This window comes from Mesorhizobium sp. L2C084A000 (assembly GCF_000502875.1).
Classification (GTDB): Bacteria; Pseudomonadota; Alphaproteobacteria; order Rhizobiales; family Rhizobiaceae; genus Mesorhizobium.
Map to the genome: position 1 here is coordinate 201284 of NZ_AYWX01000007.1, position 22736 is coordinate 224019.

At 63.1% G+C, this 22736-nt stretch carries 23 protein-coding genes; 9 read left to right on the plus strand and 14 right to left on the minus strand.

The annotated features are described in order from the left end of the window. The first annotated feature begins 382 nt into the window (after positions 1–382). Positions 383–1159 carry a DeoR/GlpR family DNA-binding transcription regulator gene (locus tag X735_RS149255; protein WP_023811670.1) on the plus strand — a complete coding sequence of 259 codons (777 nt, stop codon included), beginning with the start codon at positions 383–385 and terminating at the stop codon, positions 1157–1159. On the opposite strand, the gene X735_RS149250 is transcribed toward X735_RS149255, so the two are convergent. Beyond that, positions 1156–2055: an NAD(P)/FAD-dependent oxidoreductase gene (locus X735_RS149250; RefSeq protein WP_023811671.1), complete on the minus strand. Its 900-nt coding sequence runs from the start codon at positions 2053–2055 to the stop codon at positions 1156–1158. The genes X735_RS149255 and X735_RS149250 overlap by 4 nt on opposite strands. Continuing rightward, positions 2045–2494, minus strand: a complete 450-nt coding sequence (locus X735_RS149245) for an Rrf2 family transcriptional regulator (RefSeq protein WP_023811672.1) — start codon at positions 2492–2494, stop codon at positions 2045–2047. Before X735_RS149245 ends, X735_RS149250 begins: the two co-directional genes overlap by 11 nt. 88 nt (positions 2495–2582) lie before the next feature. On the opposite strand from X735_RS149245, the gene X735_RS149240 reads away from it, so the two are divergent. The 6 genes from X735_RS149240 (at position 2583) to X735_RS149215 (ending at position 9576) form a co-directional block, all read left to right on the plus strand. Next, positions 2583–3494: a LysR substrate-binding domain-containing protein gene (locus X735_RS149240; RefSeq protein ID WP_023811673.1), complete on the plus strand. Its 912-nt coding sequence runs from the start codon at positions 2583–2585 to the stop codon at positions 3492–3494. Between the two features lie 219 nt (positions 3495–3713). After that, a complete protein-coding gene (locus tag X735_RS149235) occupies positions 3714–4868 on the plus strand; it encodes an ABC transporter substrate-binding protein (RefSeq protein WP_023811674.1) in 1155 nt (384 codons plus the stop codon). Positions 4869–5040: 172 nt separating this feature from the next. Next, positions 5041–6051: an ABC transporter ATP-binding protein gene (locus X735_RS149230; RefSeq protein ID WP_023811675.1), complete on the plus strand. Its 1011-nt coding sequence runs from the start codon at positions 5041–5043 to the stop codon at positions 6049–6051. 223 nt (positions 6052–6274) lie between these two features. Next, on the plus strand, positions 6275–7240 hold the full coding sequence (locus X735_RS149225) for an ABC transporter permease (protein ID WP_023811677.1): 966 nt from the start codon (positions 6275–6277) through the stop codon (positions 7238–7240). Further along, entirely contained in the window at positions 7230–8045 is an 816-nt protein-coding gene (locus X735_RS149220; protein ID WP_023811678.1) for an ABC transporter permease, read from the plus strand. The genes X735_RS149225 and X735_RS149220 overlap by 11 nt, the downstream gene beginning before the upstream one ends. A 103-nt stretch (positions 8046–8148) precedes the next feature. Then, positions 8149–9576 carry a gamma-aminobutyraldehyde dehydrogenase gene (locus X735_RS149215; RefSeq protein WP_023811679.1) on the plus strand — a complete coding sequence of 476 codons (1428 nt, stop codon included), beginning with the start codon at positions 8149–8151 and terminating at the stop codon, positions 9574–9576. Positions 9577–9699: 123 nt separating this feature from the next. Here the strand turns inward: X735_RS149215 and X735_RS149210 are convergent, their stop codons facing one another. The 11 genes from X735_RS149210 to X735_RS149165 all read right to left on the minus strand — a co-directional run bounded on the left by X735_RS149210 (position 9700) and on the right by X735_RS149165 (position 20222). Further along, positions 9700–10014: a hypothetical protein gene (locus X735_RS149210; protein WP_023811680.1), complete on the minus strand. Its 315-nt coding sequence runs from the start codon at positions 10012–10014 to the stop codon at positions 9700–9702. A gap of 55 nt (positions 10015–10069) precedes the next feature. After that, a complete protein-coding gene (locus tag X735_RS149205; protein ID WP_023811681.1) occupies positions 10070–10432 on the minus strand; it encodes a nuclear transport factor 2 family protein in 363 nt (120 codons plus the stop codon). 77 nt (positions 10433–10509) lie between these two features. Then, on the minus strand, positions 10510–10989 hold the full coding sequence (locus X735_RS149200) for a carboxymuconolactone decarboxylase family protein (protein WP_023811682.1): 480 nt from the start codon (positions 10987–10989) through the stop codon (positions 10510–10512). 108 nt (positions 10990–11097) lie between these two features. Next, positions 11098–12651 carry an alpha/beta fold hydrolase gene (locus X735_RS149195; RefSeq protein ID WP_023811683.1) on the minus strand — a complete coding sequence of 518 codons (1554 nt, stop codon included), beginning with the start codon at positions 12649–12651 and terminating at the stop codon, positions 11098–11100. 112 nt (positions 12652–12763) lie between these two features. Next, on the minus strand, positions 12764–13075 hold the full coding sequence (locus X735_RS149190; protein ID WP_023811684.1) for a formate dehydrogenase subunit delta: 312 nt from the start codon (positions 13073–13075) through the stop codon (positions 12764–12766). Then, a complete protein-coding gene (fdhD, locus tag X735_RS149185; RefSeq protein WP_031213420.1) occupies positions 13065–13892 on the minus strand; it encodes a formate dehydrogenase accessory sulfurtransferase FdhD in 828 nt (275 codons plus the stop codon). The genes X735_RS149190 and fdhD overlap by 11 nt, the downstream gene beginning before the upstream one ends. Then, entirely contained in the window at positions 13892–14092 is a 201-nt protein-coding gene (locus X735_RS1000000168745; RefSeq protein ID WP_155930580.1) for a hypothetical protein, read from the minus strand. Before X735_RS1000000168745 ends, fdhD begins: the two co-directional genes overlap by 1 nt. 84 nt (positions 14093–14176) lie before the next feature. Further along, positions 14177–17089 (minus strand): formate dehydrogenase subunit alpha, encoded by a 2913-nt coding sequence (gene fdhF, locus X735_RS149180; protein ID WP_023811687.1) that lies wholly within the window; start codon positions 17087–17089, stop codon positions 14177–14179. Between the two features lie 10 nt (positions 17090–17099). Continuing rightward, positions 17100–18656, minus strand: coding sequence for an NADH-quinone oxidoreductase subunit NuoF (locus X735_RS149175; RefSeq protein ID WP_023811688.1), 1557 nt, complete (start codon positions 18654–18656; stop codon positions 17100–17102). Continuing rightward, positions 18653–19132, minus strand: coding sequence for a formate dehydrogenase subunit gamma (locus tag X735_RS149170; protein WP_023811689.1), 480 nt, complete (start codon positions 19130–19132; stop codon positions 18653–18655). Before X735_RS149170 ends, X735_RS149175 begins: the two co-directional genes overlap by 4 nt. A gap of 175 nt (positions 19133–19307) precedes the next feature. Continuing rightward, the gene (locus tag X735_RS149165) at positions 19308–20222 is read right to left on the minus strand and encodes a LysR family transcriptional regulator (RefSeq protein WP_023811690.1); all 915 of its coding nucleotides are present in this window, start codon (positions 20220–20222) and stop codon (positions 19308–19310) included. Between the two features lie 151 nt (positions 20223–20373). Between X735_RS149165 and X735_RS149160 the strand changes: the two genes are divergently transcribed. After that, positions 20374–21015: a DUF47 domain-containing protein gene (locus tag X735_RS149160; protein ID WP_023811691.1), complete on the plus strand. Its 642-nt coding sequence runs from the start codon at positions 20374–20376 to the stop codon at positions 21013–21015. 3 nt (positions 21016–21018) lie between these two features. After that, positions 21019–22023: an inorganic phosphate transporter gene (locus X735_RS149155; protein WP_023811692.1), complete on the plus strand. Its 1005-nt coding sequence runs from the start codon at positions 21019–21021 to the stop codon at positions 22021–22023. A gap of 11 nt (positions 22024–22034) precedes the next feature. Here X735_RS149155 and X735_RS149150 read toward each other — a convergent pair whose 3' ends face one another. After that, positions 22035–22412, minus strand: a complete 378-nt coding sequence (locus tag X735_RS149150) for a VOC family protein (RefSeq protein WP_023811693.1) — start codon at positions 22410–22412, stop codon at positions 22035–22037. Between the last annotated feature and the right edge of the window lie 324 nt (positions 22413–22736).

Genomic DNA, 22736 nt, shown 5'->3' on the forward strand with positions numbered 1-22736 from the left:
CTGGGCTTCGACAAGGCGCCGTGAACAGCGCAACGATGGCGGGAGAAACGTAAATAATCTCGTCGGTGCGGGACGCCAGGATCGGTATCCCGCACCGCACCGACGAGCCCCTTGGCCAGGTTTTTGAGCCCGGCATCCGCCCCCGCGGATCTGAAAATTCCTTGAACAGGCACGTTCCAAACGGCCTGATCACTGAGTTGCGGCTCTGCCCCAGTCGCAGATCTGAAGCCGTTGATGTCTTTGATTTCACGCCAGGGCTGCCCGCTTGTCAATAAAAAGGTGTGACCTTTTTTGGGTATTTTGCCCGAAAGCATAAGGTAGTTCCTTTAAAAGCATGTGAATTACCTTAAAATCGGTCAAGAGCATCAGTTCGGGAAACCAGATGGCCCAGTCCAAACGACACGGCGAGATCCTGCGTCTCGTGCAGGAAGAGGGCACCGTCACCATCGCCAGTCTGGCCGACCGGCTGGGCGTGTCGCTGGAGACGGTGCGCCGCGACGTCAAGCCACTGACTGGTGATGGCTCTGTCCTCAAGATGCATGGCGCCATCGGCCTGCCGTCGATGATCGGCGAAGCGCCGTTCGAGCGGCGTATGCGTGAGAACGCCGACGCCAAGCGCGTCATTGCCCGCATGGTCGCCGCCACCATACGCGACGGCGAATCGATCATGCTCGACACCGGCACGACGACCTCGTTCCTTGCGCGTGAACTGCTTGGCCACCGGCGCCTGACGGTCGTCACCAATTCCTCGGATATTGCCCGCACGCTGGCCACCATCAACGGCAACAAGGTCTACATGGCGGGCGGCGAGCTGCGCAGCGATTCCGGCGCTGCTTTCGGCGCCTCGGCAATCGATTTTGTCAGTCGTTTTTCGGTCAGCCACGCCATCATTTCCACCGGCGGCGTCGACGCGGTGATGGGCGTCATGGATTTTGATCTGGATGAAGCCGAGTTCGCCCGCATGGTGCTGTCGCGCGGCCAGCGGTCCCTGGTCATCACCGATCACTCGAAATTCGGCCGTCTTGGTCTGGTCCAGGTCTGCGGCTTCGACAGCTTTTCCGAACTCGCCACCGATCGCTCGCCGCCGCACGACCTGGCCGCCGCCCTTGCGCAGGCCGGCGCGCGGCTTAGCATCGCCGACGAGGAAGCCGGGTTTTAGCCAAACACCAGCGACTGGTGGGCGCAGACGCCCGCAAAGGTGCCAGCCGATACCGCAAAGGCGATGTTGTGCATCGAACGTGCCGCGTCGCCGGCGGCGTAGACGCCGGGCACGGTCGTCTGCTGCCTGTCATCGACGGTGATTATCGGACCGAGAAGGCCTTCGGTGAAGCCGCAGCCGAGCTGTTCGGCCAGCGGGCTGGCCATGGTGTTGCGCGGCGCGGTGAACATCGCCCTGACGCCGGCCTTTCGGCTATCGTCGAGGTGGACGATCAACCCGCCGGAGCCGTCTTCCCGCAGCTCGGCAACGCTGGTGGGCTCAAACCGCACCTTTCGGCTCTCCAGCGCGCGCATCTGCTCTGTGTCAGGCTCGAACAGGCCGTTGCCGAACAGCGTGACATCGCCCCAATCGGCGATCAATTGCGCCTGATGCAGGGACATCGGGCCGGTTGCGAGCACGCCGAGCGGCCCGCCGGAAACCTCGTAGCCGTGGCAATAGGGGCAGTGCAGCACTTTTCTGCCCCAGAGCTCGGCAAGACCGGCAACCTCCGGCAGGATATCGCGCACCCCGGTGGCCAGCACCAGCCGTGTGGCGCCGAATGTCTCGCCGCCGTCGGTGGCGATTTCGAAATCGCTGCTGTCAGCAGCAACGGCCTTGTCCGCACGCCTGTCGACAACCCTGGCTGTCGGATAGGCCAGCAGCTGCCGCCTTGCGTCATCCAGGATTGCGCCGGGCGCGCGCCCGTCATGTCCGAGGAAGCCGTGCGAATGCTCGGCAAAGCGGTTGCGCGGCTGGCCGGCGTCGATCACCAGCACCTTGCGTCCTGCGCGCGCCACCTGGATGGCGGCGGACAGGCCGGCAAAGCTGCCGCCGACGACGGCAAGATCATACTGCATGGCTGGAGACTCCAATGAGGTCAAAACGGCGGCGGAAATCGGCGGTCAGGTCGGCCAGCGTGATGCGGCTCAGTTTCTCCGCCAGCAGCTTTTCGGCGGCGATGCGAAAATCGTCGAGCACGGCGATCACCGCCTGCTCGACGAGGCAGCCGGGGCTTTCCGGCTCGGTGCTGAACGGCAGCAGCGTCTCGCCAAGGGCGACGCTGATCTCGGCCAAGGATATTTTCTCGGGCGCCCGCCCGAGCAGCCAGCCGCCACCGTGCCCGCGCGACGAGGTGACGATGCCGGCATCGCGCAAGCCTGCGATGGTGCGACGGACCACAACCGGATTGGTGTGGATGAAGGTGGCAAGCTGCTCGGAGGTCAGCGCCTGTTCGGGCTTCTCGGCCATGTGGACGAGAATGTGCAAGGTCGAGGACAGTCGGCTGTTGCGCTTCATGTAACTTAGTTAGTTACGATTGGCGAAGCCGTCAAGTGTTCGCCGGTTGCCACTTCCCAGCATCGCGTCCGCCGTGTTTAGTCCGGCCATGGCTTTCACCATCCGCCAGTTGCAGTTCTTCATCGCCGTCGCCGAGCAAGGCACGGTCTCGGGCGCCGCGCAGAACCTGTCAATCTCGCAATCGTCGGTCACCGAAGCGATCAAGGAGCTCGAAAGCGATCTCGGCGTCGAACTGTTCGAACGCCATCCGCGTGGCCTCAACATCACCCACAAGGGCCACCAGTTCCTGCGCCACGCGACGAAGATTCTCGCGGACGTTTCCGACGCGCGCCGCTCTTTCTCGGGCGAGCAGACGGTGGCGGCCGGCCGGCTGCAGCTCGGCGTCACCTCACTGGTCGCCGGCTATGTGCTGTCGGATCTGCTCGCCCGCTACCGCCGCGCCTATCCCGGCGTCGAGGTCTCTGCCATCGAGGACAATGGCGATTATCTCGAACACCTCCTGATCGGCGGCAAGCTCGACATTGCCGTCATGGTCACCTCCAATTTGCGCGACCGCACCGCGTTGCAGTCGGAAATCCTCGAAGTCTCGGCCTATCGGCTGTGGCTGCCGCTCGGTCATCCGCTCGTCGGCGCCGACATCATCGGCATTGGCGACATTGCCTCCGAAACGCTGATCATGCTGACCGTCGACGAGATCGAGGAGAATACCGGCAAGCTGCTGACGGCGATCGGCGCCAAGCCGCATGTCGCCTTCCGCACCCGTTCCGTGGAGGCCGTGCGCAGTCTGGTCGCCACCGGCGCCGGTGTGGCGCTGCTGCCCGACCTCGTCTACCGGCCCTGGTCGCTGGAAGGCGACCGCATCGAATCGCGCGACATTTCCGGCTCCTTGCCGGTGGTCCAGGTCGGCATGGTCTGGCGGCGCGGCTCCGGTCTGCCGCAGGCGGCGCGCGATTTCATCGGCCTTGCCCAGTCGCAACGGACGGTCCGCCAGCGTCCCTGAGAGATCGACTGCCCACCTATCGGAAAAACCGATATCGCCCTTCTGATAAATGAATTTGCGAAACCGGAGTTTTCAAAGCACTTTCGGTCCAGGGACCAAAGCCGCCATCAGAGCGGCATCAAGCCCAACGGACGAACTGACAGTTTTCAGTCCGCGCGTGACCCCTAGCGAAGACCGAAACCGGCTTTCAGGGTCAGGCGCCTAAATGGGAGATCGACAATGAATTCATTCCTGAAGTCATGCACTGCTCTGACGGTCGCGCTGACCTTTTCCGGTCAGGCCGTCGCCCAGGTCAAGGAACTTGGCAAGGGCGAAGGCCAGGTCAACATCGTTGCCTGGCCGGGCTATATCGAGCGCGGCGAAACCGACAAGGGCTATGACTGGGTGACCTCCTTCGAGAAGGAGACCGGCTGCAAGGTCAACGTCAAGACCGCCAACACCTCCGACGAGATGGTCTCGCTGATGAATGAGGGCGGCTTCGACCTCGTCACCGCTTCAGGCGATGCCTCGCTGCGCCTCGTTGCCGGCAAGCGCGTGCAGCCGATCAACACCGATCTCATCCCGAGCTGGAAGACGGTCGACGAGCGCCTCAAGGACGCGCCGTGGTTCACCGTCGGCGGCGCCCATTACGGCGTTCCTTACCAGTGGGGCCCGAACGTCCTCATGTACAACACCGACGTGTTCAAGGAGGCTCCCAAGAGCTGGAACATCGTCTTCGAGGAAATGAAGCTGCCTGACGGCAAGTCCAACAAGGGCCGCGTCCAAGCCTATGACGGGCCGATCCACATCGCGGATGCCGCCAACTATCTGATGTTCCACAAGCCGGAACTCGGCATCAAGGACCCCTACGAACTGAACGAGGATCAGTACAAGGCTGCGCTGGAATTGCTGCGCGTCCAGCGCACGCTGGTCGGCCGCTATTGGCACGACGCCGCCATTCAGGTCGACGATTTCCAGAACGAAGGCGTCGTCGCTTCCGGCTCGTGGCCGTATCAGGTCAACACGCTGGTCGCCGCCAAGAAGCCGGTCGCGTCCACCATCCCGGAGGAGGGCGCCACCGGTTGGGCCGACACCACGATGATGGAAGCCGATTCGGCCAACCCAAACTGCGCCTATATGTGGATGGAACATTCGCTGTCGCCCAAGGTGCAGGGCGATGTCTCGGCCTGGTTCGGTTCGCTGCCCGTCGTGCCCGCCGCCTGCAAGGGCAACGAGCTTTTGACCGACGAAGGCTGCAAGACCAACGGCTACGAGAATTTCGACAAGATCAAGTTCTGGAAGACGCCGGTGTCGAAATGCACCACCCAGAACGACCAGTGCGTGCCCTACTACCGCTGGGTGTCGGACTATATCGGCGTCATCGGCGGGCGGTGATTTTTCTTACCCTCCCTCTCGTGGGGAGGGTCGACGCATAGCGTCGGGGTGGGGTCGGCTCGGCGTTTTTCGAGGCACCCCCACCCGCGGCTTCGCCGCGACCTCTCCATAAGGGGGGAGGTAGGACGTCGCGCGACATCAGCACACCAAACCGGCAACGGACTGACAGCCCATGACCTCCGCCGTCTCCTTCCAGAAAGCCTCGCGCCATTTCGGCAGCGTGCGCGCCGTCGACGCGGTCGATCTCGATATCGCGCCGGGGGAATTCTTCGCCATGCTCGGGCCGTCCGGTTCCGGCAAGACCACTTGCCTGCGCCTCATCGCCGGCTTCGAGCAGCCGACATCGGGCTCGATCTCGATCTTCGGCGAACGCGCCGAGGGCGTTCCGCCCTATCGCCGCAACGTCAACACCGTGTTTCAGGACTATGCGCTGTTCCCGCATCTGAACGTGCTCGACAACGTCGCCTACGGGCTGATGGTCAAGGGCGTCGGCAAGGTTCAGCGGCACAAGGCGGCGGAAGAGGCGCTGTCACTGGTGCGGCTGCCCGGCTATGGCGCCCGCCGCCCCGGCCAGCTTTCCGGCGGCCAGCGCCAGCGCGTCGCGCTCGCCCGTGCGCTGGTCAACCAGCCAAAGGTGCTGCTGCTCGACGAGCCGCTCGGCGCGCTCGACCTCAAATTGCGCGAGAACATGCAGGAGGAGCTGAAGTCGCTGCAGAAGGCGCTCGGCATCACCTTCGTCTTCGTCACCCACGACCAGGGCGAAGCACTGTCGATGGCCGACCGCGTCGCCGTTTTCAACGACGGCAAGATCATGCAGATCGGCACGCCGGAGGATATCTACCAGCGGCCGAAGACGCGTTTTGTTGCCGATTTTGTCGGCTCATCGAATGTACTGCCACCGGATTTCGTCCAGCGTTATTCCGGCCAGCATCGCTGGGGGAGTCTCCGCCCTGAATCCATTCGCGTCGGCCGCGCGGCCAGCGGGGGCACAAGTGGTGAAGGCGTGTCCGCCCGCCTCGTCTCGACCAACTATCTCGGCGCCACGACAAAACTGGCGCTCGACGCCGACGGCCTTCGACTGCACGCCATCGTGCCGGCCGGCACGGCCTTGCCTGGGGAAGGCGAGGCGGTCGTGCTGACTTTCAACCGCGAGCACCTGCATCTGATGGACGAGCCGGCATGATGAAGGTTTGCGCATTGCACCCCCCTCTGTCCTGCCGGACATCTCCCCCGCAAGGGGGGAGATTGGCTGTTACCACTGGCTTCGCCAGCTTCCAACGCTGCAGAGCCGGTGAGGCGGACAAGCTGCTGATCTCCCCCCTTGCGGGGGAGATGTCCGGCAGGACAGAGGGGGGTGTGAAGGATCTCGGCCTCTCATACATCCTCCATGAGTACAGAGCTCCATCATGACGACCGCCGCGCTCAGCTCCAATCCCGCGCCCGCCATCCTGCCGGGCAGCGGCGGCCTGCGTGGCGCGCTGTCGGACCTTTTCTGGCGCAAGCCGAAGGTCCTGCTGTTGCTCATGCTGCTGCCGCCGGTGCTTTGGCTGGGCATCGTCTATATCGGCTCGCTGTTTGCGCTCCTGGCGCAGAGCTTTTTCTCCATCGACGAGTTTTCCGGTCTCATCAACCGTGAGTTCACGCTCAAGACCTATGGTGACCTGTTCCAGGCCGCCAATCTCGATATCATCCTGCGCACGGTGACGATGGCGGCTCTGGTCACGCTGGCCTCGGCCGTCATCGCTTTCCCCATCGCCTACTACGCGGCGCGCTATGCGCGCGGTCGCTGGAAGGCCTTGTTCTATCTCGGCATCATGCTGCCGCTGTGGTCGAGCTATCTGGTCAAGATCTACGCCTGGAAGCTCATCCTGGCCAAGGAAGGCATCCTCACCTGGCTCCTCGCCAAGCTGCATTTGTTGTGGGTGCTCGACGCCTGGCTGTCGCTGCCGATCGTCGGCGGCAATTCGCTGTCGGTATCGTTCACCGGCACTTTCATCGTCTTCGTCTATGTCTGGCTACCGTTCATGATCCTGCCGGTACAGGCGGCGCTCGAGCGCGTGCCCGGCAATCTCGTCGAGGCCTCGTCCGATTTGGGCGCTTCGCCCGGCCAGACCTTCCGCAACGTGCTGTTCCCGCTGGCGCTGCCGGGCATCGTCGCCGGTTCGATCTTCACCTTCTCGCTGACGCTCGGCGACTATATCATCCCGCAGATCATCGGCACCTCGCGGCTGTTCATCGGCCAAGCCGTCTATTCGCAGCAAGGCACGGCCGGCAACATCCCGCTCGCCGCCGCCTTCACCGTGGTGCCGATCGTCATCATGGGCTTCTATCTCTGGGGCGCCAAGCGCATGGGGGCCTTCGATGCGCTCTGATGGTTCCCAGTCGGCGCCGCTCGGCCTGAAGATCGCCGCCGCCTGCGGCCTGCTGTTCCTGCATCTGCCGATCCTGCTGATCTTCGTCTACGCCTTCACCACCGAGGAGAAGAGCTTCGTCTGGCCGCCGCCAGGACTGACGACGCAATGGTTCGCCGTCACCTGGAACCGGCCGGATGTCTGGCAGGCATTGTCGCTGTCGGTCAGGGTTGCCGCGATCTCGACGGCGATCGCGCTCGTCCTCGGCACGCTCTGTTCGGCGGCGGTTTCGCGGACAAAATTCTTCGGCCGCGAAACCATCTCGCTGCTGGTCATCCTGCCGATCGCGCTGCCCGGCATCATCACCGGCATCGCGCTGCGCTCGGCCTTTTCGCTGGCAGATATCCCGTTCTCGTTCTGGACGATCGTGCTCGGCCACGCCACCTTCTGCGTCGTCGTCGTCTACAACAATGCCGTCGCCCGCTTTCGCCGCACCTCCGGATCGATGATCGAGGCGTCGATGGATCTCGGCGCCGACGGTTTTCAGACCTTCCGACATGTCGTGCTGCCCAACATTGCCACGGCGCTGCTTGCCGGCGGCATGCTGGCCTTCGCGCTGTCCTTCGACGAGGTCATCGTCACCACCTTCACCGCCGGCCAGCAGCAGACATTGCCGATCTGGATGCTGGAAGAGCTGATCCGTCCGCGCCAGCGCCCGGTGACCAATGTCGTCGCCATGGTCGTGGTGCTGGTGACGCTGCTGCCGATCCTTGCCGCCTATTACCTCACCCGCGACGGCGACCAGATTGCGGGCAGTGGAAAATGAAATCAGCGAATAGGGAGTGACGAATAGCGAATAGGGAAGATCGACAGTCAAACCCTACTCGCTATTCGCTACTCGCTACTCGCTCCTGTTAAGGAGAAACCTTATGGACACCCAGATGCTGATCGGCTCGAGATTCGAGAAGGGCACCGAAACCGAGGAGCCGATCCTCAATCCAAAGACCGGGGCGACCATCCTCAGCCTGCCCGAGGCCAGCCAGGCACAGATTGAGGCGGCGATCACTGCCGCCGAACAAGCGTTCGTCTTGTGGTCGCGCACCACGCCGGCGCAGCGCTCCGGCTATTTGCTGAAGATCGCCGACCGCATCGAGGCCGATGCCAAGGAATTCGCCACGCTCGAGGCGCTCAATTGCGGCAAGCCGATCAACGCCGTGCTCAATGACGAAATCCCGGCGATCGTCGACTGCTACCGCTTCTTCGCCGGAGCCGTCCGTTCGATGCCGGGCGTCGTCGCCGGCGAATACATTCCCGGCCATACTTCGATGGTCCGCCGCGACGCCATCGGCATCGTCGCTTCCATCGCGCCGTGGAACTATCCGCTGATGATGATGGCCTGGAAGCTGGCGCCGGCGATCGCCGGCGGCAACACCGTCGTCTTCAAACCGTCCGAGCAGACACCGCTGACGGCGCTGAAGCTGGCGAAAATCCTTGCGGACATCTTGCCCGAAGGCGTGGTCAATGTCGTGCTCGGCCGCGGCGACAGCGTCGGCAACACGCTGATCAACCATCCCAAGGTCAACATGATCTCGATCACCGGCGATGTCGCCACCGGCAAGAAGGTGCTGCAGGCAGCTGCCAAGTCGGTCAAGCGCACGCATCTCGAACTCGGCGGCAAGGCGCCGGTCATCGTCTTCGACGACGCCGATCTTGGCGCCGTGGTCAACGGGCTGCGCGCCTTCGGCTATTACAATGCCGGCCAGGACTGCACCGCCGCCTGCCGCATCTACGCCGGCAGGAAGATCTATGACAAGCTCGTCGCCGATCTCTCCTCGGCCGTCTCGACCATCAAATACAACCGTCCCGACGACACCGAAAACGAGATCGGTCCGCTGATCTCGCGCCGTCAGCGCGACCGCGTGTCCAGCTTCGTCGAGCGCGCCTCGGAACTGAAGCACATCGAGATCACCACCGGCGGCAAGCCGGGCGAGGGATCTGGTTTCTACTACCAGCCGACTGTCGTTGCCGGCGCCCTGCAGGAAGACGAGATCGTGCGCCGCGAAGTGTTCGGACCGGTCGTCTCGATCACCCGTTTTTCGGAAGTCGACGAGGCGGTGAACTGGGCCAACGACAGCGACTACGGCCTGGCGTCATCCGTATGGACCAAGGACGTGTCGCGCGCCATGGCGACGGCCGCCCGCCTGCAATATGGCTGCACCTGGATCAACACCCACTTCATGCTGACCAACGAGATGCCGCATGGCGGGTTGAAGCAGTCCGGCTACGGCAAGGACATGTCGCTATATGCGCTCGAGGATTATACCGCCGTGCGCCATGTGATGGTTGCGCATGGGTGAGAGGTGGTCCGCGTAGCGGACGAAAAGCCAATTGCTTGGCTTTTCGAGCTTCGAACGCCCGGAGCCTGCGTAGGGCCGGGCGTGGCTATTTTCTCTTCTCCCCGTTCACGGGGAGAAGAGTCGCTACTCCACAACGCGATAAATATTCCACAGGCTGGTGCCCGACACGACATAGGGCTCGATCTCCTTGCCCCATTTTGCATGCCCGTCGATCTTGCCGATCTTGGCGAAGAACGCCTCCAACTGGGCCAGGCTTTCGACCTGGTGATGGGACTCGACCGTCGCCTCCCGCGCGCCGATCGAACCGGTCATGATCTGGAATTCCAGCTCGTCGAGGCCGACCTGCGAGCCGATCTCGCGTTCCCATTTCTTCAACAGGTCGAGCACGGTCTGCTTGTGCCCGAACTTGGCGTCGATCTGCCATCTGGCGCTGAACATCGTCTTCTCCTCCAGCTTTGCGGCCCAGGCCGCGATTGATCCACCGGCTGTTGGTCTACTCGTCCCAGGCCTGCACGACGGTCTGCCTTGCGATCCGCCCGTCCTTCAGCTCCAGCATCGCCGCGCAGAACACCTTGGTGCCGTCCGGATAGGCGCAGGCCTGGGTGAAGGCGAGACTGTCGCCGTCGGCGATGGTGGTATCGACCTTGTGGGTCATCGCGCGGCTGCAGATGTCGTCCCAGAATGTGGTGATCGCGGCGCGCCCGCGGATTTCACGCGGCTTGCTCGGCGGGTTGTTGCGGTCGATCACCCGCACCAGCGCGTCGTCGGCGTAGAAGCTCGACAGCATCTTTCCATCACGGGTTTCGATGGCCTTCTTGATCGCCGCGCCATCCACTGTTTGGGTCTTGGTCAGCATGTCATTCTCCATTGGCCCGTCTTCCGGGCGGTTGATGGTCGAAGTGCTGCCCGGCGCTTGTCGCCAGGCAGTGGTTTTTACTGCGACTTCGCCTTGACGGCCGCGAACACGTCGTCGGCCTGCTTCTTGAAGGTCGTCAGATCGACCTGGCTGCCGTTGAGCATCGTCGACCAGTGGCGCACGATCGCGGACATCGCCACCGCCTCCTTGATCTCCTCGTCGCTGGCGCCGTTGAGCCTGGCCGCCTCGGTGTGGAAATAGATGCAATACTGGCACGGGATTTGTGCTGCGACGGCGAGGCCCAGCAGTTCCTTGGTCTTGCCGTCAAGCGCCGTCTTCGGGTTGAGCTGCACGCCCTTGATCTCGGCCCAGGCGCCGGCGACGGCCACATCCGGCAACGTCTTGAACATGTCCGGCACCGAGCCGAGCGTCGCCTCAATGTCCTTGTAGGTCGCCGCCGCGGACGCATCCTCGGCCTTTGCCGGAGCGATGGCGAACAGCGCTCCAATGCCTGCCGCTATCACAAGCGATTTGAGTGTTTGGTTCGACGTCAGCATTTCCTCCTCCGTTCGCAGCACCTTTCCGGCGACATCCGCCTGGCCTGCATGGGAGAATTGATAGCGCCTAGCCGCCCTTGGCCGCTTCGCCCGAAAGCGCCATGGCTCTCATGGCCCGTGCGGGCCAGGGTGCCTGACCGAGAACGCCGCCGCCGCCGCCCGCGACGGCAGGTCCAGCTTGAGCAGTATGTTGGCGACATGGCGCTTGACCGTGTGTTCGCTCAGCCTCAATTCGGCGGCGATCGCGGCATTGCTCTTGCCGTCGGCGACGAGGCTCACCACCTCGGTTTCGCGCGCCGTCAATGCGGCAGGCTCGGCAGCCTTGGGTTTGGGCCGGCAGGCGGGTTCCAGGTGTTGTTCGGACGTCGCATGGACCAGCGCCAACGGCTCCTCCAACTCGTCGACGCTGATGCGCCCGGCGTCGGTGAAATGCAGGCCCGACCCAGCCGCTAGATCGGCGATCAGACGCGACGCGATAATGTCGCCGCGGCCGGCATGGGCGGCTAGTTGCATCGCCACCCGCGCGGTCATCCCAACGGGCGGACCGCGCACTTCGATCTCGCCGACATGCGCCCCTTGCGCGCTTGCCACGCCGATTTCCTGCGCCGCCTCGCGCAGCGCCGCCGCGCAGCGAATGGCGCGTGCCGGGCCATCGAAGCGCGAAATCATCAACTCGCCCTGCAGGCCCACAGAGCGCCCGCCATGGCGCCCGACCAGCAGCTGCCAGGTTTCCTGAAAGCGTTGGCTGCGTTCGCTCCACATGCGGTCGCCGAGCCGCGCCGTGTCGTAGATGCGTGTCACCAGCAGCGCCGCCAGCACACGGTCCACTTCGCCTACGGCGCGCTCGCCGGTCAGGAATTCCTCGATCAAGTCGGCCACCCCATCGACATCGCCGGTCCAGATCGGATGATCGCGTCCCGGAATCTCGACGAGCCGGGCATCGGGAATCTTTTGCGCAAGGAAGCGGCTGGCATCGGGGTCGACCCGCGCATCGTTGCGGCGATGTATCACAAGCGTCGGCGCGCTGATCACGCTCAGGATATGGCGGATGTCGACGTCGGCGTTCATGCGCGCCAGCGCCGCCGCCGAAGTCGGGCTCGCCGATAATCGTTCGAAACGTGCCCACCACTGAGCGAAATGCGCGTCGTCGACCCGGCTCGGCGCGAAATGGGGCAGCGTGGCGCCGGTGCCCCAGGCTGTCTCCGCCATCTCGATGAAAGCGTCGAGGCGTTCGCGCGACATCACCCATTTGTGGAAATGCGCATAGCCGCCATAGAGCGCCAGAGCTCGCGTCCGCTCCGGATAGGTGGCGGCGAACAGCATCGCCATCGGCGCGCCTTCGGAGGAGCCGAGCAGGGCTGCACGGCCGCTGCCGGCGGCGTCCATAACCGCGCGCACATCGTCCATCCGCGTTTCGAGACTGGGCAGGTTATGGGCGTCGACGCGGTCGGACAGGCCGGTGCCGCGCTTGTCGAACAGGATCAGCCGCGAGAATGCCGAAAGCCGCTTCAAGAGCCTGGTATAGCCCTCGTCTTCCCAGTGCAGGTCGAGGTTGGAAATGAAACCCGGCACGAAGACGAGATCGAACGATCCCTGCCCGACCACCTGATAGGCGATCCGCACATCGCCGCTACGGGCGTATCGCGTCTCGATCGGCCTCACGAGATTTCCACCCCGGCCTGACGATTTCTGGTCGTCAAACCATAGCAGAACAGCGCAGATTGCGGCAGCTAAACTTTAGCGATGGAGAATATAAGCCGGCGCGGCTTGGCGACTATTCCTGCGAGGCGGCGACATCGGCAGGGGAGGGCTCGAGTCCGAGTTTGAGGTCGGCCGCAGCCGGCGTGATCGGCCGCCTGATCCTGGCGGAGGCGGCCACCACCAACTCGTTGAAGTTCCCGGTGCCGTCGTCCAGCATTTCGAAGAACTGCCGCCGCATCCTCGGCTCCCAGAACTTGTTGATGTGCTCGGCGACGCCGGCAATGCCTTCCTCGCGCGGCTTGGAATGGAAGAAATCGGCGATCTGGTTTGCCATGCGCACCAGCTTCTCGGCGGTGCTCATAATGTGTTCTTCGTCATGCGACATGCTTGGCAACTCCGCAAACCACCCGGTCGGGGTGGGTGAAAATATCAAAATCGTCGCCGCGAACCAGCGCCACCAGCGTCATGCCGGCCTCTTGCGCCGTGCGGATGGCAAGTGCGGTCGGCGCCGAGACGGCGATGATGAAGGCCGAGCCGATAGAAGCCGTCTTCTGCACCATTTCAACCGAAACCCTGGATGTCACCACGACAGCACCGGATGCGCCGTCGATGCGGGCTTTGGCCAGCGCGCCGGCCAGCTTGTCGAGCGCATTGTGACGGCCGACATCTTCGCGCGCCATGACGATGCCCTTGCCAGGTACATAGAAGCCGGCGGCGTGCACGGCTCCGGTCTCGGTGTGCAGCGGCTGCACTTTCGACAGAAGCTTGACCGAACGGACAATGTCGTCGGCATCAAGCGTAAGCTTTGAAGCACCAACCGCGTCGACCGAACGCATCGCCTCCTCAATCGACTCGATGCCGCAGAGCCCGCAGCCGACCGGGCCAGCCAGTCGTCTACGTCGCGCCTCGAAACGTGTATTGGCTCGATCCTTCAGCCGGATCTGGATATCGATGCCGGCGCCATGATCCTCGACCTCGATCGCCTCGATCTCGTCAGGTGCGGCGATTATGCCTTCGGTCAGCGAGAAACCGAGCGCGAAATCCTCGAAATCGGCCGGGCTTGCCATCATCACCGCATGGGTGGTGCCGGCAAAGGAGAAGGCCACCGGCGTCTCTTCCGGCACCATGCGGTCGGCAGCAGCCGTGCCGCTGGCGCGATGCGCCAAGCGGGAAATTTGGCTGAGAGGCTGGCGGGTACGCATCAGGTACGCTTCATCCAAACAGGCGCCAATTCGGGAACATCATGGGCAATGGCTTCAAACGCCTCGTAGTGTCCGTTGCCCATTATCTTGCCGACGATGCTCCGAAGCTTTTCGAAATCTTCTTTGGCAGCATGTCCCTGAATATCACTTAGGAAGCGATCCAGATCGGCGCCTTGCTTCTCACAAAGGCGAAGGAGCATTTCGTAGGCCTCCTTTCGAGTCACCTTTGTTCCTCCGTCATTGCAACGTCGCCTTCATTTTATCGAAAGCGAGGTTCCCAAAAGCTATTCCGCCGCTTCCAGCTTCGCGATGCGCCGGCTCTGCTTGGCCTGCTCGTCATAGTCGCGCTGCCATTCCGACGGCCCGTTGGAGGCGCCGACCTGAACCGCCGTCACCTTGTATTCCGGACAGTTCGTCGCCCAGTCGGAGAAGTCGGTGGTGATGACGTTGGCCTGCGTGTCCGGATGATGGAACGTCGTGTAGACGACGCCTGGCGACACCCGGTCGGTGATCAGCGCGCGCAGCGTCGTCTCGCCCGAGCGGCTGGTCAGCCGGACCCAGTCGCCGTCGCGCAAGCCCCGGTTCTCGGCATCGTGCGGATGGATCTCAAGCCGGTCCTCCGAGTGCCACATGCTGTTGTCGGTGCGCCTGGTCTGCGCGCCGACATTATACTGCGACAGGATGCGGCCGGTGGTGAGCAGCAGCGGGAAGCGCGGCCCCGTCCTTTCGTCCGTCGCCACATATTCGGTCCGGATGAACTTGCCCTTGCCGCGCACGAACGCATCGATGTGCATGATCGGGGTGCCGAGCGGCGCCTTCTCGTTGCAGGGCCATTGCACGGATCCTACGCGGTCGAGCAACTCGAAGGAGACGCCGGCGAAGCTCGGCGTCGTCATCGCGATCTCGTCCATGATCTCCGAGGGATGCTGATAGTTCCAGTCCAGCCCGATCGCGCGGGCAAGCTCCTGCGTCGCCTCCCAATCGGCGTAGCGCGCCTTCGGCTCAAGAACCTTGCGCACCATGTTGATGCGGCGCTCGGCGTTGGTGAAGGTGCCGTCCTTCTCCAGGAAAGTCGAGCCCGGCAGGAAGACATGTGCGTAATTTGCGGTCTCGTTGAGGAACAGGTCGTGCACGACGACGCATTCCATCGCGGCAAGGCCGGCGGCGACATGCTTGGTGTCGGGATCGGACTGCAGAATGTCTTCGCCCTGGATGTAGATGCCCTTGAAGCTGCCGTCGACGGCGGCATCCAGCATGTTGGGGATGCGCAGGCCGGGTTCGTCGTCCAGCTTCACGCCCCACAAGGTCTCATAGATATCGCGCACGGCTTCGCCGGAGATGTGGCGGTAGCCGGGCAGTTCGTGCGGGAAGGAGCCCATGTCGCAGGAGCCCTGCACGTTGTTCTGGCCGCGCAGCGGGTTCACGCCGACGCCGGGCCGGCCGATATTGCCGGTGGCCATGGCGAGATTGGCGATTGCCATCACAGTGGTCGAACCCTGGCTGTGTTCCGTCACGCCGAGGCCGTAATAGATCGCACCGTTGCCGCCGGTGGCGTAGAGGCGGGCGGCCCCCCGGATCAGTTCGGGATCGACGCCGGACAATTTGCCGACGGTTTCGGGGCTGTTTTCCGGCAAGGCGACGAACGATGCCCAATCCTGGAACTCCGTCCAGTCGCAGCGTTCGCGGATGAAGGCTTCGTCGAACAGGCCCTCGGTGACGATCACATGCGCCAGCGCCGTCAGCACGGCCACATTGGTGCCGGGCTTCAGCGGCAGGTGGTAATCCGCTTCGATATGGGCCGACTTGACCATCTCGGTGCGGCGCGGATCGAGCACGATCAGCTTGGCGCCCTGGCGCAGCCGCTTCTTCAGCCGCGAGGCGAACACCGGGTGGGCGGAAGCCGGATTAGCGCCGATGATGACGGCGACGTCGGTGAAGTCGACGGAATCGAAATCCTGCGTGCCGGCCGAGGTGCCATAGGTCTGGCCGAGCCCGTAGCCCGTCGGCGAATGGCAGACGCGTGCGCAGGTGTCGACATTGTTGTTGCGGAAACCTTGCCGCACCATCTTCTGGACTAGGTAAGTTTCCTCATTGGTGCAGCGCGACGAGGTTATGCCGCCGATCGAGGTGCGTCCATACTGGTACTGGATGCGGCGGAATTCCTTGGCCGTATGGGCGATCGCCTCTTCCCAGCTCACCTCGCGCCACGGGTCGGTGACCTTTTCCCGGATCATCGGCGACAGGATGCGGTCCTTGTGGGTGGCATAGCCATAGGCGAAACGGCCCTTGACGCAGGAATGGCCGTGGTTCGCCTTGCCCTCCTTATAGGGCATCATGCGAACGACTTCGTCACCCTTCACCTCGGCCTTGAATGAGCAGCCGACGCCGCAATAGGCACAGGTGGTGACGGCGGAGCGCTCCGGCAGGCCCTTGGCAAGCACCGTCTTCTCACGCAGCGCATCGGTTGGACAGGCCTGGACGCAGGCGCCGCAGGACACGCATTCCGAATCGATGAACGCCTCGTGCATCCCCGCCGAAACCCGGGATTCGAAGCCTCGTCCCTCGATGGTCAGCGCGAAGGTGCCCTGCACCTCTTCGCAGGCCCGCACGCAGCGCGAGCAGACGATGCATTGCGAGGCATCATAGGTGAAATAGGGGTTGGACTCGTCGCGGGCGATGTAGTCGACCCCCAGCGAGCCATGGCCGGGCGCCACGCCACCTTCCGGCTTGACGTGGTTGCGACCTTCGATGCCGTAGCGGTTCTCGATCAGGCCGATCGACTTCGCCACTGCATCGAACTCGCTGGCGCCGGTTCCGGCCTGTTCGTTCCAGCCGGTCGGATGGTCGGAGACGTAGAGTTCCATGACGCCGCGGCGAATGGCGTCGAGTCGCTCGGTCTGCGTGCGCACGATCATGCCTTCGCCGACGGGCGTCGTGCAGGAAGCCGGCGTGCCGCCACGTCCTTCGATCTCGACAAGGCAGACACGGCACGACCCGAAGGAGTCCAGCATGTCGGTGGCGCAAAGCTTCGGGATCTCGACCCCGCCCTCCATGGCCGCACGCATGATCGAGGTGCCTTCCGGCACGGTGATGCTGCGCCCGTCGACGTTCAGCGTGACCTGCTTCTGCGCCTTCGATTGGGGGGTTCCGTAGTCGATCTCTTCGACGAGGGAGGGGAAGTCGGCCTTGATGTTCATCTGCCAGCTCCTATTCGGCAGCCACGCGCACGGGCGCTGGCTTGAAGTCGTCGGGGAAATGGGTGATCGAGCTCATCACGGGATAGGGCGTGAAGCCGCCCAGCGCGCAGAGCGAACCAAACTTCATCGTGTTGCAGAGATCGGTGACCAGAGCGAGGTTCTTCTCCGGCTCAATGCCCGCAACTATTCTGTCGATGGTCTCAACCCCGCGCGTCGAGCCGATGCGGCAGGGCGTGCATTTGCCACAGCTTTCGATGGCGCAGAACTCCATGGCGAAGCGCGCCTGTTTCAGCATGTCGGCGGTGTCGTCGAACACCACGACGCCGGCATGGCCGATCAGCCCGTCCTTGGCCGCGAAGGCTTCATAATCGAATGGCGTGTCGAACAGCGCGCGCGGGAAATAGGCGCCGAGCGGCCCGCCGACCTGCACGGCCTTGACCGGGCGCCCCGTGGCAGTGCCGCCGCCGATCTCGTCGACGATCTCGCCCAGCGTCATGCCGAAAGCGGCTTCGAACAGACCGGCATATTTGACGTTGCCGGCGATCTGGATCGGGATCGTGCCGCGCGAGCGGCCCATGCCGAAATCCTTGTAGTAGGCCGCACCCTTGTCCATGATGACAGGCACCGAGGCCAGCGAGATGACGTTGTTGATCACCGTCGGCTTGCCGAACAGCCCCTTATGCGCCGGCAGTGGCGGCTTTGCCCGAACCATGCCGCGTTTGCCCTCGAGCGAATCGAGCAGCGCCGTCTCCTCGCCGCAGACATAGGCGCCGGCGCCGACCCGGATCTCCATGTCGAAAGCGTAGGGTGAGCCCAGCACGCTGGCGCCAAGAACGCCAGCCTTGCGGGCGATCTCGACGGCCTTGTTCATCACCGCCACCGCATGCGGATATTCCGAACGGACATAGACGAAGCCCTTCGTCGCGCCCGTGGCTATACCGGCGATCGTCATGCCTTCGATCAGCACGAAGGGATCGCCCTCCATGATCATGCGATCGGCGAAGGTACCCGAATCGCCTTCGTCGGCGTTGCAGACGATGTATTTGCGGTCGCCTGCGGTATCGAGCACCGTTTTCCACTTGATGCCGGTCGGGAAGCCTGCGCCGCCGCGCCCGCGCAGGCCCGACTCGGTAACCTGGGCGACGGTGGCGGCAGGCGTCAGCGCCAGCGCGTTCGTCAGTCCGTTCAACCCGCCATGCTTCTTGTAGGATTCGAGCGAAAGCGGATCCGTGACGCCGCAGCGCGCGAAGGTCAGCCGCGTCTGCTTGGCCAGGAAGGGGATCTTGTCCGGCGTGCCCAGCCAGCGCTTGTGGTGGCCGCCGGTGAGGAAGCCGCTGTCGAACAGGCTTTTGACGTCGGACGGCTTGACCGGCCCGTAGGCGATGCGGCCATTGGCTGTCGCGACTTCGACCATAGGCTCGAGGAAATAGGCGCCGCGCGACCCGTTGCGCACGATCTTGGCTTCGATGCCGCGCTCGGCGAGTTCGCCGGCGATCGCCTTGGCGACCTTTTCGGCGCCAAGCGCCAGCGCACCGGAATCGGCTGGAATGTAGATACGCGGGATCATGAGCGCACCTCTGCAACGATCTCGTCGAGCTTCTCGTCATCGAGCCGCCCGATCACCTCGCCATCCAGCATTGCGGCGGGCGAACAGGCGCACAGGCCGAGACAATAGACCGGCTCCAGCGTCACCGAACCGTCGCGGGTCGTCTCATGGAAGCCGATGCCCAGCAATTGCTTCAGCTTGGCGGCGATGGCGTCCGAACCCATCGACTGGCAGGATTCCGCCTGGCAGAGCTTCAGCACATGCCTGCCTGCCGGGTGGCTGCGGTAATCATGATAAAAGCTGACGACGCCGTGCACCTCGGCCCTGGAAATGTTCAGCGCCTCGGCGATGACCGGCAGCGCATCCTTGGGCACATGGCCGAACTCTTCCTGGATGCCGTGAAGGATCGGCAGCAATGGGCCTTCGAGGCCCTTCATCTCCTGGATGATCGCGGCCGTGCGCGACGTAATCTCGGTACTTGCAGGCTGCATTGTCATGCAGCGCCCTCCCTATCGTAGCGACCCATACTATCGGCCAAGAGCATCAAGCTGTTTTGGAACAACGACATGCGCGTGCCGCTTTATCGCTAAGTGCTTAAGAAACCAGAGAAAACCTCTGAAATCAATAAAGCGGTTTCGTTGTACGATAGAAATTTTCTATCGTTCCGTTTGGCTAACTCTGTCTAGCGGAACGGTTGGCGTGGAAATCGTCCGCCAGCGCCATTGCCTCGTCCAGCAGCGCCGAGACCAAAGGTGTGTGCGGTTCGCGCGGTGTCGCCACCAGGCCAACCGTGTGGCTGGCATCTGGCTCGATGATCGGAATGGCCCGGATCGGCTCGGCAAAGCCGAATGTTTCCGCAAGGTTGAGCGGCATGATCGACGACCATTTGCCGGTGCGGATGTGCGAAAACAGCACGATCATCGAATTGGATTCCAGCGTCGGTCGCACCTGCACGCCGGCTTCGGCCAGATGCTGATCGATGATGCGGCGGTTCTGCATGTCCGGCGTCAACAGACACAGCGGCAGGCTTGAGAGCTCCGCCCATGTCACTTTGTCGCGGTCGGAATAGGGATTCCCCATCGCGGTGATCAGTTGGTAGCGCTCGTCATAGAGCGGCACGCTGGTCACCCGCCCCAGCGGCTCGTTGTCGAGATAGGTGATCCCGGCATCGATGTCGAAATTGCCGAGCAGCGACAGCACCTCGATCGAGGTCCGCGACAGCACCGAAAAGGTGACGCCGGGATGCTTTTCGCGAAACGGCGTCGTCAGCCGCGGCAGCATGGCGAGCGCCGTCGGGATGGCGGCGATGCGGATACGGCCGGAAAGTCCGTGGCGCGCCGCGCGCATTTCCTCGCGCATGGTTCTGGTGTCGCCGACGATGCGGCGTGCCCACACCAGCACCTGTTTTCCCTCCGGCGTCAGCCCCTGGAAGCGTGAGCCGCGCAGAACCAGCATGACGCCAAGCTGGCCTTCCAACTGCTTGATGCCGGCCGAGAGCGTCGGTTGGGTGACGCCGCATACCTCCGCCGCCCGGCCGAAATGCTCCTCCCTGGCGAGCGCGATGAAGAATTCCAGCTTGTCGATCATGCGATCTTTCCGGTCGTTCGCTGCAAGGTCGGGGAAATTGTGCTCTACCGCAAGCACCACGCACAATTGCCCGGCATCCACACCTTTAAGCCGGCTAGCTGTTTCCCGCGGCGCGATGCGGCGCTATGTGGATGAAACTGGGAGATCGACCATGCTGGGCTGGTTCCGCAAGCTTTTGCCGCGCGAAGATCGCTTCTTCGACCTGTTCGAACGACATTCCCGCACCGTGGTCGGCGGCGCCGAGGCGCTGGAGCAGCTTCTCCAGGGCAGGGATATCGACCTATGGTGCCAGAAAATCATCGATCTCGAAGATGAGGCCGACCACATCACCGCGGAAGTCCTGCTGGCGGTGCGGCGCTCCTTCATCACGCCTTTCGATCGCGGCGACATCAAGGACCTGATCCAGTCGATGGATGATGCCATCGACATGATGCACAAGACGGTCAAGACGGTGAAGCTGTTCGAGCGCAAGGAGTTCGATCCGCTGATGCAGGAAATGGGTGGCGTCATCGTCGCCGCCGCCAAGCTGGTGGCCGAGGCGATCCCGCTGCTCAGCAAGGTCGCGACGCATACTGTGCGCCTCAACGCCATCGCCGAAGAGGTAATGCGCGTCGAAAGCCGGGCCGACGACCTGCATGAGCAAGGGCTGAAGGATCTCTTCAGGAAGCACGGCAGCAGCGATCCGATGGCCTATATGATCGGCTCAGAGATTTATGGCCAGCTGGAAAAGGTGGTCGACCGCTTCGAGGACGTCGCCAACGAGATCAGCGGCATCGTCATTGAGAATGTCTAGGTGATGGAAGCCACCATTGCCTTTCCCGTGCTGGCCGGCCTCGTCGCCGTCGCACTGTTCTTCGACTTTCTCAACGGCCTGCACGATGCCGCCAATTCCATCGCCACCATCGTTTCCACCCGCGTGCTGCGGCCGCAATATGCGGTGCTGTGGGCGGCATTCTTCAATTTCATCGCCTTCATGTTCTTCGGCCTCCACGTTGCCGAGACCGTGGGCAAGGGTATCATCGACGTCAGCATCGTCACCCCGGCGGTGATCTTTGCAGCGCTCGTCGGCGCCATCGTCTGGAACATCGTCACCTGGATCGCCGGCATCCCGTCGAGCAGCTCGCACGCGCTGATTGGCGGTCTGGTCGGCGCCGGTGTGGCAAAGGCAGGCGTGGGCGCCATCGTCTGGACAGGGCTTGGCAAGACGGTTGCGGCAATCGTCTTGTCGCCAGCGACCGGCTTTATCCTGGCTCTTGTCCTGATCCTTGCCGTTTCCTGGCTCTTCGTGCGCCAGACACCGTTTGCGGTCGACAGCACCTTCCGCGTCATGCAGTTCTTTTCCGCCTCGCTCTATTCCCTCGGGCACGGCGGCAATGACGCCCAGAAGACCATGGGCATCATTGCCGTGCTGCTCTATTCGCAAGGCATGCTCGGCGCGACTTTCTATGTGCCGCTGTGGGTCGTGCTCACCTGTCAGACGGCGCTGGCGCTCGGTACGTTGTTCGGCGGCTGGCGCATCGTCCACACCATGGGCTCGAAGATCACCCGGCTGAACCCGATGCAGGGTTTTTGCGCCGAGACCGGTGGGGCGATCACGCTGTTTGCCGCGACCTGGCTCGGCGTTCCCGTATCGACCACGCACACGATCACCGGCGCCATCATCGGCGTCGGCGCCGCCCGCCGCGTCTCGGCCGTGCGCTGGGGCATTGCCGGCAATATCGTCATCGCCTGGATCGTCACCCTGCCGGCCACCGCTTTGATTTCGGCGCTCACCTACCTCGCGGTTGGCCTGGCGAGGTGAGGTGAGGAAATCTACCTGTCCACAAGGTTCAGGATGTTGCCGTCTGGATCCTTGAACCAGGCGACCTTCATTCCGTAACCGACGTGGATATCGCCCTCCAGTGTCAGGCCCGGCATCTGATAGTGCTCGAAGGCGACGCCCTTCGACTTCAGCGCCTTGACGATATCGCCGATCCCGTCGCCAACCATCCAGGTCACCGCTGTCGCCTTATTGGTTCCGGCAAATTGGGAATGATAGACGTTGAGGGTGGTATCGCCACTTTTGTAGACGATCAGTTCGCCGCCCTCATCGTGCACCTGTTGCAGGCCAAGCGTTCCCTCGTAGAAAGCCTTGGCCTTTGCCAGGTCGCTTACCGCCAGATTTGCCGTTGCGTTGCTGTTTGCGAGCATGATGGTCTCCTTTCCTGGTTGTCGGCCCGTGCTGGTCACCGAAATAGGTCGCCGCGATCGTTTGACGACTGTCGCTTGACCTGATTGTTGGCCGCATCGGCGCTCGATTATCTGGAAGACGTTTGGCGTGGATGAAATCCGACAGGACCCGCCGCTTTTTCAGGCACGCCAAGACAGCCATTGCTCCACGGCTTGGTTCTGTCCGGAAACTGCATTATCTCAGGTGCAAGCTGCATCTCAGGCGCAAGCTGCGTAAGGAAAAACTGCCATGTCCGTCACCAAGGAAATCGTCACCGAGCGTCTGAAGACGGTCAACGGGCCGGA